Genomic DNA, 13,224 nt, shown 5'->3' with positions numbered 1-13,224 from the left:
CAAATGAACATGAAATTAAGGCTGTTTCATCTACTAACTTTTATTGTTACTTTTACAGGTCCAATAACATACAGTCACGCGGCTCTAGCTCATCAAGAGCATTCAGGCTTTGTGATCATAGAAGCTGAAAACTTTGCAACTCAACATTTAGACAGTAAAAGAAGATGGCTGGTATTTTCTCAAAACACACCTTCACATATTTATTCCGATTCAGACCAAGCTCACTATGATGGCGCTAGCAATGGAAGCTACATTGAGTTGCTCCCTGATACGCGAAGCAATCACCATGAAGACATTGTCAGAAATGAAAACTTCACAAATCAAGCTGGCACAATGGCTGTTCTTAGTTATCCTGTTTATTTTAAAACGCCTGGAAAGTACTATGTATGGGCAAGAGCGTACAGCACAGGTAGTGAAGACAACGGTGTGCATATAGGTTTAAATGGCTCATGGCCAGAATCGGCAAAACGATTGCAGTTATGCCAAGGAAAACATGCGTGGACATGGTCTTCAGCACAAAGAAGAGATACAAATCATTGTGGATCTCCTAACACAATAACTATCCATGTACCTCAAAAAGGTGTACATACAGTTATGGTATCCATGCGTGAAGATGGATTTGAACTTGATAAGTTACTTCTAACGCAAGATAAAAACTATCAACCTTCGAACATCGATAAGGCAGAAACACTGCACATATCAAGCTCTCTACCAGAAAAAACAGAACTTTTTGAGATCAAAGAATATACACGAATTCTGCATGCCATAGACGACTTCACGATTGCGAATACGGGAGAAATTCCTTATTACCACCATAAATCAAAAAATGCGTTAGCGATAAATGCGGTAAATAAGGCTTATCGCGATAAATTTGCGCATGCTGAATACAAGGTGCAATCTAAAGAGAATGGCAGCTATACACTTACCTTAGTTACGCTTGCTGAAATAGACGGCGAGTCAACCTATACAATATCACTAAATAATAAAGAGATTGGCAAGTTTATTAACCCCAAAACGGCAGAAGATTACCAAGAAATCTACTTTCATATACAGGGAGTAGAGCTACAAAAAGGCGATATAATTAGAGTATCTTCTTTAGCAGTAACAAATGGGAAAATACCAGAAAATGACGGTACGGCATACGCAAGAGGCAGATGGCGTGCTTTGGTAATGAATAAAGAGAATTAATGAAATATGTAGCCTTGGAATGCTCCAATGGCGTAAGGTCAAATCAAAACTAATTCCACATCGCGTTTAAATATTAATGCTGCAGGTTTTAGGCATACTGGAGCCTTTATGACTTTACAGAAAAATAGTACGACAAAGATCACATTGTAAAATGCAGACAATTTAATCTTCTTAAAAAGGTCATTTATATTTGGACACACATATAGCAGGACAACTAATTGGCGGGATAAGCTTTCTACTTTCACTCCTAGCTTTTTATCAGAAAAAAGATGTTACTTTAAAAGCGTTTCTAGCACTATTCTTCTTGGTACATGCTACACACTTTTATTTATTAGACGCTTCTGTTCCTGCATTCCTTTGTATATTGAGTATGGTTAGGTCTATCGTTGCGATATTTACCCGCTCTAATAGCATTGCTTTGGTATTTATGATCATTACATTAATAATTGGTTTATCCAGTTATCAATCATATTTAGATTTTCTTGTGATACTTGCCAATATGATAGGCGTATACTCGTTATTCTGTTTAAAGGGTGTAAGTCTGCGATTAGGAATCATTGCTGGCGCGTCTCTTTGGCTTGTCAATAATGTGCTAATTGGCAGCATTGGAGGTACTTTGATAGAGATTTTTGTGATATCAACTAATCTTATCACAATTTATAGGATTAAGCGTTCCAAGTTTGCTTAACGTGTAATTAACACTCAATGATTCAATCAGGGTAGAAGCACTGTTTGCATTTTTTATTGCACAACTTTTTTAGACCATTTCAACTTAACTCTTTCGTTTTTATAAACGAATGCTTAACTGTGTTGAAATAACCAAGCTAATTAAATCAATCTTTTGAATATGCTTTCAAACTTTATAACGGCATTGGCAATTTAGTTTTTGGGTGTTTCTTTCCAACCTGCTTCTTTGGTTTTCTGACTAAAATAGGCATTATTTTTATAAACTGAGTACTGTGTCCACTTTTCATTAACTTTTGGTAACTGTTTGGCCAATTCAGTCTTTACATTTTGATAGGCCGGTTCATTAACGACATTGCGCCATTCCTCTTTATCTACTTGATGATCATAAAGCTCTTCTGAGCCATCTTCGTAACGAATATAACGATAACGTTCGGTTTTTACCGCATGGTTATTTTCACCATAGGTGGTGACTGCGACATGGTGCCAAGTCGAATTTGGATTCCTAAGTAAAGGAGTTAGGTCATTTCCTTCATTTTGCAGGTTAGCCGGCAAACCACACATTTTTATTAAGGTTGGGTATAAGTCTAATAAGCTAACTGGTTTATTGCTGACTTGCTTACCGTTTGATTTTGGCGGCTTAATGATTAGCGGAGTACGTGTGGCACGCTCCCATAACGTCATTTTAGCAAATTTATCTTTTTCACCTAAGTGATAGCCATGATCTCCCCACAACACTACAGCGGTATTATTGGCATATTGACTGTTTTCTAAGGCATCCAATACAATACCTACCATGGAATCGACAAATGATACGCTAGCTAAATAAGCCTGCACAATATTACGGTATTCGCCATTCTTCAACGCCCACTGTGTGGTAGGCATCATTGGGTGGTCAGTAATTAAGCGAGCAATATCAGGCGTGTCTGATAAGTCCTCTTTCATATATGGTGGTAAATATAAGTCTTTCGCTGAATGTATATCAAACCACTTTTGAGGCACATGCCATGGAGCATGAGGACGTAAAAAACCACATGCCATAAAAAAGGGTTTTTCGTGTTGCTCTGTTAGTTTACTGGCTATCCAATGGGCAGAGTCATAATCTGGCATTTGCTCATCACGTTCAGGGAAAGCCCCCCAGTCTGTGTTGGTTTTTGGGTTATCCCATTTAAAGTTTTTTTCTGGGTAAGGGCCAAATCCCTTGTGCCTACCACCAAAGTCATCGAAACTCCCGTCAGCAATGGCTTCGTGAAATATTTTTCCAACTGCAGCAGTGTAATAACCGTGCTTTTTAAAATACTCACTTAAAAACGTGGAATGAGCCGTTTTATCGTTAACTTTACGAATATCGTTATCACGTATATGGCCGTAAATCCCAGTTGTTGATGGCGCAAGGCCACTCATAATGCTCGCTCGAGATGGTCCACATAAGGGCGCAGGTGCATGAGCATTAGTAAACAATGTACCTTTTTCTGCTAATTTATCTATGTTGGGTGTTTTAGCGTTAGGGTGGCCTCCCATAGCCCCAACCCAATCATTTAAATCATCAACAATCAGCATTAAGACATTAGGGTATTCTTTTTTTAGTTGGCCCCAGACCTGAAAAGGTGCCATGGTTGCCGTTGCAGATGTGGCTGCCCCTAACATAAATTTTCGTCTATTTATCATAAAATTTTTTCTCGGTGGCGTTTATTCTAATTACACCTAGTTATAGCTAACCCTAAACTGAAATAGTTAATTGTTTTTCGCTTTAAGATCAGGGAATTTAAATATCCCAGGGCTGACCTTTACGTTTACCGGAGCATTGTCCTTAGGCCACGCGAGTACAATCAGTTGTTGATTACTTTCGTCCCATATAAAGTTGCTGATATCGGTATTTGGCGATGAATGGTGTACCGTAAATCCAACAGAAAGCGGGCTCTTACTAAGTATCACATCATCTCCTACATGCACCGAAAAACCATCTGGGTAATGACGATCTGCGCCTATAAATATTTTTGAAGCACCGCGTTTATTATCAGTTTGTATCGTTAAATCAAGGGTTCGAGTAGCAAAATGAAACATAAAGCTTTGAATATCGCCGGCGATTAATTTCGGATAAGGTCTGGCAATAATGTCTGTAATGTATTTTCTTTCAACAGTACCTATCGCCTGTTTGTCTGAAAAAATAGCCCAAGTAGACTCTCCGCCAGGTAAAAAGTTTTGATAGCTTCGATTTCCTAAAAACCACGCTTTTATTGATCCAATCCCCATTTCATCGAAAACTTCCGCTGTTTTTATGTAAAAATCGATATAATTAAGCTGTTCTTTTATTGATTCGTCGGTCGTTACAAAAGTGGGGAACCCCCACTCTCCAACCAAAATTGGCGCATCTAGCAATTCAGCTTCTTTTTCAAAGCGCTGCATAGTAGGTGCTATATAATCTAAATTTTCTTGATAAATATGTGGCGCAAATACAATATTATTACGATTTATTTTTTGTGTTATCTGGTGATATTGATTGCGGTTAATCGCATCCCCCTTGTTCATAAATATAGTTTGAATAAGGAATTGCTTTTGTTCACTATAAGGCAATGCAGCATCTATTATTTTTTCATAAAATGGCAACAAATACTTATTTGTAAGTTCATCATAACTAATATCCATTTCAAGTTTTCTAGGCTCATTTACCAAGTCATATCCGATCACATATTCATTATCTTTAAATGCTTCCCAAACATGACGCCATGCATCGATATAAATGTCTTGTTCGTTATTTTGATTGCGCCAAAGCGCTTCCCAACTAAAACCACCTGTACCATAAACGGTTAATTTAAAAACTGTTTTAATGCCTGCTTCTCTAGCGAGTTTAGTACCTCTTTTTAAGCGCTCCATATAGGCTGGTTCAAAACGGCCATTACCAAAGCGACTTAATCGCCCCATCTCTAATCGAATAACTTGAACATTAGCTCCCATACGCGCCATTCTTAAATAGTCTTGTGGCTGAAAATCAACAGCTCCCGCATGGTCATTTGTATTTGCAACAAAACCTCTTGGTATCATATGGCGATCTTGGGCGTCCCTAAGCCCGTGTTTAATTGTCGCACTGGTGTTAAAGCTAACGCTTTGTGACAAAAATATGATGAGAATGCCCCAAAAATTAATGTTCATACTTTTCCTTGTCTTTAAAATATTGCCAGTTATACATTGTACGAAGGGCTTACTCACTTTCTTTAACTTTGAGTAGTAGGTAGCTGAATACTTCATAATTGAATCCCACTACCTAAACCTAATATGGTCTCTATTTAGATCACTTATCTTAGAACAACCCATAAGTCGCATATCACGCTCGATTTCAGCAACAAGCAAAGTCATCGCGCGTTCTACACCTGTTTGGCCCGCAGCAGCGAGTGCAAAAAGATAGTAGCGGCCTAACCCTACTGCTTTAGCGCCCAACGCTAACGCTTTGAGAACGTGTGTACCTCGTTGGACACCACTATCAAAGAGAACATCAATCTTGTCGCCAACAGCATCAACTATTTCAGCTAAGTGATCGAAAGAGCTTCTAGAGCCATCGAGTTGACGCCCTCCGTGGTTTGAAATAACGATACCGGTACAACCAATATCAACGGCACGCCTAGCATCTTCTGCACTCATGATACCTTTCAAACAAAACTCACCATCCCAGAACTTGACCATTTCCTCTACATCTTTCCAGTTCATAGATGGATCAAGCATATTAGTAAAGTAATCACCAATAGAACTTACTCCTCCGCCCATATCTATGTGAGCATCGAGCTGAGGTAACGAAAACTTTTCATGGGTTAAATAGTTTATTCCCCACATAGGCCTTGTCGCAAATTGCCATAGCCCACTTAAGTTAAGCCTAAACGGAATAGAAAAGCCCGTACGTAAGTCCCTTTCCCTGTTGCCACCGGTAATAGAATCAACCGTTAACATCATTACATTGACATTCGATTCTTTGGCTCTTTGCATCATGGCGTTATTTAGGCCGCGGTCTTTATGAAAATAAAACTGATATACCTGAGGAGTATTATATTGTTGCGCTATTTCTTCCATGCTTACAGTACCAAGAGACGACACACCGAACATAGTACCAAACTTTTCCGCAGCGGCAGCTGTAGCCCGCTCACCTTGATGGTGAAATAAGCGTTGCAAGGCTGTAGGTGACAAATAGACAGGCAAATCAAGTTTCTGGCCCATTACTTCGATGCTTAAGTCAATGTCTTTTACACCGGTTAATACACTGGGGATCAGGTCACACGTCTGAAACACTTCAGAATTTCGACGCATTGTCACCTCGTCGTCAGCGCCACCATCAATGTAATTAAATATCGGTCCAGGAAGCCGGTTTTTTGCTAGCTTTCTTAAGTCATGGTAATTGTGGCAGTTGCGCAACATCATATGCTTTTATCTCATTTTTTATATTCAGTTCTAATTTAAAATAATACTTTCTATAGCGTTATTTTTCGTTCGTTTCTTTTCAAACACCATGTAAATAAAAAACTCAACGGCCATTGTTAACTATTTTATGATAATTAATTGTTAAGCAGTTATGTTCTTTTTGTAATGGTGACAATACACCTCATAACAAGTCGATGTCAATCAAATCCAGTCAAACAAGAGTTCAAATAAAACTTAAAATGAGATGTCGATATCAGCTACTTAATACCGAATAAGTAAATATGACAGGCAGAAAAAGATGATAATCATTGAAACCGCCCCTGTGGGCTTTCAAACAATAAGATTTAAGAAAATATAAAAATTTCGTGGATTACTTGATGTTATTATTAGCGTATATTGCTCTCGGTTATCAGTAATCTTGGCTCCCAAGACCGGACCATCAATCTATTACCCTAGTACTCAAATATTTGCACAGTTTTGTGCATAACCACCCAAATGCTCTATTGTGACCAGTATTGACACACTATGCCTTTAATGGTGTTATAGTAGTGTTATCGTTATGAGTGTTACGTTAACAAAATAAGACGCATAGATAATATAAGTTAGTTTTTAGTGTGCGCACCAATATTCAATTCATATATAGAACAGGAAAGTATTCATGCAAATGAAATTCAAGTTACCTGTACTCGCTTTGGCCGCAAGTACCATTTTGTTAGCTTGTTCTAACAAGCAAAGTGACAATGTCACTCAATCAATTTCAAATACCCCTGTTGTGAAAGCCTATGCGCGCTTTGTACCAGAACGTCGAGATGACTTTGCGTGGGAAAATGATCGCGTAGCCTTTCGAGTATACGGGCCCGCAGCTCCTCTTAAAGGACATTCTAGTGGTGTAGATGCTTGGTTTAAAAAAGTAGACTATTCAATTATCGATAAATGGTACAAAAATTACGTGAATGGTATTTCATACCATGAAGATCATGGTGAGGGTTATGACCCTTATCATACCGGCATTAGTCGTGGTGTCGGTGGTACAGCTATCTGGTTAGATGGACAAGCCTTTACTGCTCACAGTTTCAAACGCTACAAGGTAATAGAAAGTAGTAATGACAAAGTTGTCTTTGAATTGGAGTATGAATGGTACACCCCTCTTGGAATAGTGAAAGAGATAAAAACGATTTCATTACCAATGGGTACGCAATTATTCCAAGTCGATTCGGTATTTACACTTGACGGTAAACCTAGCGCCCTACCCATCGCGATTGGTGTTGCCACACATGACGAAAAAGCCAAAGTGTCGTATAACAAAGAAAATGGACGTATTTCTGCTTGGGAGGTAATTGATGACTTGGGTGTCGGCACAGGCGCTATACTCAATCCTTCTCAGGTTGAAGGTATTGAACACATTCCAAGTGACATAAAAGACGAAAGCCACATCTGGATGTTTACCACAACTGATCAACAAGGGAGATTATCTTACAAAGCAGGATTTGCTTGGGAAGGTGCGGGTATAATTACCAGTAATCAAGCTTGGCAGAAATATTTAGATAACGTCAGCAACTAAATAGTTTACCAAACCTGCCCTTTGGGCAGGTTTTTTTTATAAGATAATGAGAGCAAAGAAAATGGAAAAAATCGCATTTGTTATGACCTTGCTACCAGGTTTTGAGGCGGAGTATGAAAAACGACACGATGAAATTTGGCCTGAGCTGGTTGCAGCCTTAAAAGAGGCAGGCGTATCAGACTACTCTATATTTTTAGAAAAAGAATCGAACAAGCTGTTTGCCGTGCTAAAACGAACATCAAATCACAAAATGGACGAATTGCCACTAGAGCCTATTGTAAAGAAATGGTGGGCATATATGGCCGATATCATGGAGACCAATCCTGATAACTCACCAATCGTCAATCCAATCCCAATGGTTTTCCATTTAGAATAGATTAAAGCTCACTGGAATTACGCTTAAAATGCTAATCTATGTGTTCGTACATTTGTTAAGAGGTATCCTAACCAACGCCACGCAATCGGCATAACTCAGGCACTTTGATCGCACCTGATTCACTTTTTAAATATTGAATATCTGCCTTTGGTTAAATCGTGCTTTCTTCATCTTCGTTCACCATGCTATAACCGCTAGTATCGGAGGAGTGCTTCATCACCAATTAGGCGATTCGTCCAAGTATTGGTGATCGCCACTTCGAGTAAATTGTCACCTGCAACCAATAAGCTGCTAATACATAAAGCAAATGGAGGTTTCCACAAGGTACCTAATTTTTTGCTATCAAGGATGACTTCGACTATTTGCTGACTTCGCCTAAATCTAGATAGATTTATTACTTGCTACTTGAGCTTGGCTAATGGTAAAGGTTAACGCATAGTTGGCCGTGCCCGAATAATGTTTAATACCCTTTTCAGCGCGAGCGGTCCAATCTCGTAAGTTATCAAAATTGACAACTCCAGGTCCTGCCCACGCTGGATCAAATTCGACTTTCCAAGGGCCCGTTAACTCACTTACCTGCGCTTCGTTGTTACTGTTTTCGTATATGCCTTTAACCAGTTGTGAGTATGTGCCGTTGTAAATTGGTGTTTTTATATCACGATGGACCAAAATAAAACGGATCGCATAAGATTCAAGGGCTAAATCAAAGGTAATACTATTGCCTTCTCGGCGATAATTTTGGATTTGCTCAATGGGGCTATCGGTATTATCCCAAATTTCAGGTATTTCTTTACTTTCGCTTTCGTCACCACAAATATCGACATTGATTTGTCTAAACTTAGACGATCCATCATGGAAGTATAAATCGTTACCATCAACAGGGCTTTTCGTAAACACTTCCACCGGTTCATTGTCTATAAACAACGCGGGGGGTTTTCAACTGCGTAATCGTATCTTTAAGACTAGCGTTACTCACAAACCCTTTTAGGTATACTATAATGGTATTTGAAGCTTCTGCCCAAAGCTAATCTGCGATTTGTTTAAATTCGGTTCTCACTATACCCAATCATCTCTTTGGATTTGTTACCAATAACGGTTGCCCCAGCGGGGATTTTAACATTGCTGCCACCATGCACTGGTGCAGCATCGCCCAAATGCACTAAAAGATCAGCACCTGTTCCCGGGCTAAATACTCAAACCACTCAGAGCCCGTTATTCCACCAAGTTTGAGTATGATCAAAATGTGAGCCAATGGAGTCCATGCTCATGTCGAGTATAATATGGTTATTGGGTTGATGAGCAAATCGGGGGAACATGGTTTCGTTTATACCCTGTGCCCACATATGATCCCCATGGTGTTTATAATAATATGGGTGATCTTTCCAGCCCTAAACCGGTAGAGGTAAATAATTCGGCGGAAATGAATTTTAAGTGATGCCAATCCTACATCACTTCATCATGAAAAGTCTCAAAGATAAGCCAACTTTGCTGTAAGTTTGATACTTCACCTTTAGTTAATTGATATCAATGTGCGCTAACTCAACAAAATAATAACAACCAACTACAATCATTTACAATCACCAAATTGTCAAATATAATCACAAATTAGTCACTAGCCATATATTGCTAACGTAAATTTGTGAAAAAACATTAGAAATGCCGCCCAAAGTTATAGTTCGCATGACGTTTTGAATATTCAGCTACATAGGAATATTTATGCAACTTTCCAATCGCGCTCAAGGTTTGAACCTCGTAGGTATTTTAAAAGCACTATTTACGCTCACAGTTATTACAAGTCTGATACCTGCTTCGGCGAAAGCAGCTCAATTATTAAAGGCATTTACATGTTAATTACAAAAAATAAAAAACCATGGCTGCACTCACTTACACAGGTTTTAAGTATAAAAAACGTGTTAATGGTCAGTATATGCTCATTAAGTTTCAATGCATTAAGCTTTGCATCACCAAGTGACACAACAGAAATTGAACGACCGTCAATATGGGTTAAAAACTCAGAACGAGCTGCTATTTTAGAAAAAATACAAAGCGAGCCATGGGCTAAATCTTTATTTGAAGAGCTTAAACATCGTGCTGACTCAGTTGCGGTTGTGGGCAATAAAAAACGCCGTAATAGCCTAGAAGAATTGCCTTTAGTTTGGTCTAACAATAAATCATTGCCACCTACCCTACCCACCTTTCGTCATAAAGACGGAGGTAGCCAAGCACAATTAACTCAAGTGGTTAAAACCCTGCAAGACGGTGTGGATTGTGGTGTATTGTATTATTTAACCCAAGAATCAAAATATGCGACTTGTGGCGCGGACATTTTGTTTACGTATATTAACGCCCTTAAGCAAATGAAAGTTTATAAAAACGGGGCAATGAATTCAGGCTGGATGTTTCCAACCGACCACTTATACGAAGCCCGGGTAATAGGTGCTCAATTACCCATTATTTATGACTTTGTTTACCCTTATTTAATGTCGGGCGGTAAAGTGTATGACTTAGCCTCAAGTAAACTCACAGATTTCAACTTTAACGCAGCTCAAAACGTGTTTGGTACATATGTATGGTTAGCGTTAAACAAAGGTTTGTTGGACTCAAACTGGCCGGTATTAGAGTCATCAAGCTTAGTACATAATATTCTGGCGCTTGATGATAGCCAACAAATCAAAAAATATATTCCTTACTACACCCATATCGACACTACAAACCAAGCATCGCTAAATACAGTCGCTAAGCACTTTGTTAATGAAGGGGATATTTGGCCTGAATCATTCCAATACTCTCGCCATGTTGCGGGTTTTAGCGTCTATTTAATGACCTTATTAGACCGTTACGATCCATCGTTAAAACTAGGTGCAAAATACCCAAATATTCCGGGGGCGTTTACCTCCTATTACAATTTAGAGTACCCGAACGACGAATCTCCTTATATTGGTGATGGCCACCGTACTTATAAAATTGATTATGCCGACTTAGAAAACTCCTTGTTGTTAGCCATGTTAAATAACAACGTACAACAACAAGAATATTTTACCACTTATTTGTCGTCTAGCATCAAAAGCGGCTTATATGACCGTGGCCATCTTCATAACCGTTCTTACGGCGCGAGCCCCTATTTTACGCCATTACAGTTATTATGGTCGGTGAATAAAATTCAAAGTGAAACTGATATTGACGTGACCCCAGAACGCCCACGCACCCTACGATTAGAATACGCTGGGATGAATATTCAGCGCAATATAAACAAGCTTAATCCAATCAAAAATAGCTTAATGGCCTTCGTTGCTGGTGGCTCATATATTCACGGCCATGCCTCAGGTATGGACATGGAATTATATGGTCAAGGCCATGTTCTTGGTGTTGACGGGGGTAAAGGTACTTATCGAACCGATATTCATGAGAACTACTACCGTTTATTTGCGGCCCATAACACGGTTATTAGTAATGGGGCTTCAGCCTCAAAGGGTGACTGGATTAACCTAGGTATTAATCGGGTGAAATCTGAATTAATGGAGCCTGCTGCCGGTGATGTCGGTGTATCACCTAAGCATTCATTTTCAACATCGTCGTTTTTTGATGAATTTAACCTAAAAGCACCCGCTCAACATGAAAGAACCCTAGCGTTAATAAAGCTTGATGAAAACAAAGGTTATTACCTCGATATTTTCAGAGCGAAAAGTAACACCTCAAATCAGTACCACGACTATGTTTACCATAATATTGGCGATGAACTAACCATTACTTCGAACAAGCAAGCGGTTAAATTAGCGGCGGATCCCGACCGTTATCAAGACTCGGCTAAATTGCCGTGGATAACCACAGGACAAAGAGGCTATAGACACCCAGGTTGGCACTTTTTTGATGATGTAAAAACCAAAAGCAGCTCTGCTCAGCAATACGAAGCCACCTTTACCGCCAGTAAACTAGGCGATAAAAATATTTCAATGCGTGCCTTAATTCCAGCAGGTTTAGACATTGAAATTAGCCAAGTAAAAGCCCCTAAAGCTTATGGTGGTTCTGTGCCTTATAATAAAAAACCCTTACCCACCTTTTTATTACGCCATCGAGGTGAAGCATGGACTAACCCTTACGCAGTGGCTTACGAGTCAATCACTGAAGGAGAACCCTACGCAGTACAAACAGTTGAGCGTATCCTTGCTAATGATGTGTTCAAAGGGGTAAAAGTAGGTATAAAGCTCAATGGTAAGACATTAACCCAATACATTCTAATCCAAGAAAGTAGCGAAGATCTTTACCAAAACAAAAATATAGGTATCAACTTTAAAGGTCGCTTTGCGATTGTTACGCTTGATGAGCAGCAACAGTTATTAGATTTGTACTTAGGTAATGGTAGTTACGTGCAATATAAACAGCATAAAGTATCAGCCAAACCTTCTACTAACAGTGCTTATAAGAGGTTTTAACCAGCCTCTTTTTCTTATAAGTTACCATTGAATATCAATACAAAAGCCGGAGTGAATATTCGCCAGCGGTATATAATGTTGACTTCCATTCGGTAAGCCCACATTTACGCTGGTGTTGTTAGGAAAGACAGGTTTAAGTTCAAAATTCTGAAAGGCAACAGTATTTTCCAAAGGATGAATGCCGCCCAAACCTACATAAAAGAAACCACCGTAACCGCCATGAAATAGATGATTTAAAAAGCGAATGGGAGCCCTACCAGAACTCGAATCGAAGTCCCCTTTAAGTTCCCACAGTGTCGACCCCATTGAGGTTCTCAAATAGATAAGAAAAGCCGATAACCTTGTGCTTTAAAAATATTAAATTCTGTATCAGCATAACCATAATCACTCAGCGATAGATACAAATAGCTTTGACCTAAGGCACCTAGACAAGAATGACCCTGTCATTTTCCAATCACATTTGTATTCAAGGCACCCGCCACACGTTGTCGTAAAACTTTGGGAGAAATGCCAAATCTGAGGCCTATGGTCAAAAGGGATCGGCTGAATAACATTGACGCGCCAGCAACTTGGCAATTAGC

General features: G+C 39.2%; 12 protein-coding genes. 5 read left to right on the top strand and 7 right to left on the bottom strand.

Annotation, left to right across the window (positions count from 1 at the left end):
- The first annotated feature begins 3 nt into the window (after positions 1 to 3).
- The gene (locus AB6T38_RS12975; protein WP_372547774.1) at positions 4 to 1,188 is read left to right on the top strand and encodes a hypothetical protein; all 1,185 of its coding nucleotides are present in this window, start codon (positions 4 to 6) and stop codon (positions 1,186 to 1,188) included.
- A 190-nt stretch (positions 1,189 to 1,378) separates the two neighbouring features.
- Positions 1,379 to 1,876: a YgjV family protein gene (locus AB6T38_RS12970; protein WP_372547716.1), complete on the top strand. Its 498-nt coding sequence runs from the start codon at positions 1,379 to 1,381 to the stop codon at positions 1,874 to 1,876.
- Between the two features lie 191 nt (positions 1,877 to 2,067).
- Here the strand turns inward: AB6T38_RS12970 and AB6T38_RS12965 are convergent, their stop codons facing one another.
- The 3 genes from AB6T38_RS12965 to AB6T38_RS12955 form a co-directional block, all read right to left on the bottom strand.
- Entirely contained in the window at positions 2,068 to 3,540 is a 1,473-nt protein-coding gene (locus tag AB6T38_RS12965) for a sulfatase (protein WP_372547715.1), read from the bottom strand.
- Between the two features lie 66 nt (positions 3,541 to 3,606).
- Complete coding sequence (locus AB6T38_RS12960) at positions 3,607 to 5,118, bottom strand: cellulase family glycosylhydrolase (protein WP_372547714.1); 1,512 nt, start codon at positions 5,116 to 5,118, stop codon at positions 3,607 to 3,609.
- A 12-nt stretch (positions 5,119 to 5,130) separates the two neighbouring features.
- Positions 5,131 to 6,276 (bottom strand): alpha-hydroxy acid oxidase, encoded by a 1,146-nt coding sequence (locus tag AB6T38_RS12955; protein WP_372547713.1) that lies wholly within the window; start codon positions 6,274 to 6,276, stop codon positions 5,131 to 5,133.
- A gap of 658 nt (positions 6,277 to 6,934) precedes the next feature.
- Between AB6T38_RS12955 and AB6T38_RS12950 the strand changes: the two genes are divergently transcribed.
- The gene (locus tag AB6T38_RS12950; protein ID WP_372547712.1) at positions 6,935 to 7,837 is read left to right on the top strand and encodes a DUF4861 family protein; all 903 of its coding nucleotides are present in this window, start codon (positions 6,935 to 6,937) and stop codon (positions 7,835 to 7,837) included.
- Positions 7,838 to 7,898: 61 nt separating this feature from the next.
- Entirely contained in the window at positions 7,899 to 8,213 is a 315-nt protein-coding gene (gene rhaM, locus AB6T38_RS12945) for an L-rhamnose mutarotase (RefSeq protein ID WP_372547711.1), read from the top strand.
- 194 nt (positions 8,214 to 8,407) lie between these two features.
- Here the strand turns inward: rhaM and AB6T38_RS12940 are convergent, their stop codons facing one another.
- From AB6T38_RS12940 to AB6T38_RS12930, 3 genes are all read right to left on the bottom strand, one after another.
- Positions 8,408 to 8,536 carry a hypothetical protein gene (locus tag AB6T38_RS12940; protein WP_372547710.1) on the bottom strand — a complete coding sequence of 43 codons (129 nt, stop codon included), beginning with the start codon at positions 8,534 to 8,536 and terminating at the stop codon, positions 8,408 to 8,410.
- A 58-nt stretch (positions 8,537 to 8,594) separates the two neighbouring features.
- Entirely contained in the window at positions 8,595 to 9,110 is a 516-nt protein-coding gene (locus tag AB6T38_RS12935; protein ID WP_372547709.1) for a glycosylhydrolase-like jelly roll fold domain-containing protein, read from the bottom strand.
- A 305-nt stretch (positions 9,111 to 9,415) separates the two neighbouring features.
- Positions 9,416 to 9,556, bottom strand: a complete 141-nt coding sequence (locus AB6T38_RS12930) for a hypothetical protein (protein ID WP_372547708.1) — start codon at positions 9,554 to 9,556, stop codon at positions 9,416 to 9,418.
- Positions 9,557 to 10,057: 501 nt separating this feature from the next.
- Here AB6T38_RS12930 and AB6T38_RS12925 point away from each other — a divergent pair.
- Positions 10,058 to 12,643, top strand: a complete 2,586-nt coding sequence (locus AB6T38_RS12925) for a heparinase II/III family protein (RefSeq protein WP_372547707.1) — start codon at positions 10,058 to 10,060, stop codon at positions 12,641 to 12,643.
- Positions 12,644 to 12,664: 21 nt separating this feature from the next.
- On the opposite strand, the gene AB6T38_RS12920 is transcribed toward AB6T38_RS12925, so the two are convergent.
- Positions 12,665 to 12,949, bottom strand: a complete 285-nt coding sequence (locus AB6T38_RS12920; protein ID WP_372547706.1) for a hypothetical protein — start codon at positions 12,947 to 12,949, stop codon at positions 12,665 to 12,667.
- Positions 12,950 to 13,224 lie beyond the last annotated feature (275 nt).

The organism is Aliiglaciecola sp. SL4, assembly GCF_041538045.1.
In the GTDB taxonomy this organism is placed as follows: domain Bacteria; phylum Pseudomonadota; class Gammaproteobacteria; order Enterobacterales; family Alteromonadaceae; genus Aliiglaciecola.
The sequence above is the reverse complement of the archived record's forward strand: the minus strand, read 5'-3'. Positions and strand labels throughout refer to the sequence as shown.

What these genes read in the sequence shown, in the direction of transcription:
- AB6T38_RS12975 (WP_372547774.1), top strand. Translation starts at nt 4, where the DNA reads ATGAACATGAAATTAAGGCTGTTTCATCTACTAACTTTTATTGTTACT.
- AB6T38_RS12920 (WP_372547706.1), bottom strand. Translation starts at nt 12,949, where the DNA reads ATGGGGTCGACACTGTGGGAACTTAAAGGGGACTTCGATTCGAGTTCT.
- AB6T38_RS12960 (WP_372547714.1), bottom strand. Translation starts at nt 5,118, where the DNA reads ATGAAGTATTCAGCTACCTACTACTCAAAGTTAAAGAAAGTGAGTAAG.
- AB6T38_RS12925 (WP_372547707.1), top strand. Translation starts at nt 10,058, where the DNA reads ATGTTAATTACAAAAAATAAAAAACCATGGCTGCACTCACTTACACAG.
- AB6T38_RS12930 (WP_372547708.1), bottom strand. Translation starts at nt 9,556, where the DNA reads ATGTGGGCACAGGGTATAAACGAAACCATGTTCCCCCGATTTGCTCAT.
- AB6T38_RS12950 (WP_372547712.1), top strand. Translation starts at nt 6,935, where the DNA reads ATGCAAATGAAATTCAAGTTACCTGTACTCGCTTTGGCCGCAAGTACC.
- AB6T38_RS12965 (WP_372547715.1), bottom strand. Translation starts at nt 3,540, where the DNA reads ATGATAAATAGACGAAAATTTATGTTAGGGGCAGCCACATCTGCAACG.
- AB6T38_RS12955 (WP_372547713.1), bottom strand. Translation starts at nt 6,276, where the DNA reads ATGATGTTGCGCAACTGCCACAATTACCATGACTTAAGAAAGCTAGCA.
- rhaM (WP_372547711.1), top strand. Translation starts at nt 7,899, where the DNA reads ATGGAAAAAATCGCATTTGTTATGACCTTGCTACCAGGTTTTGAGGCG.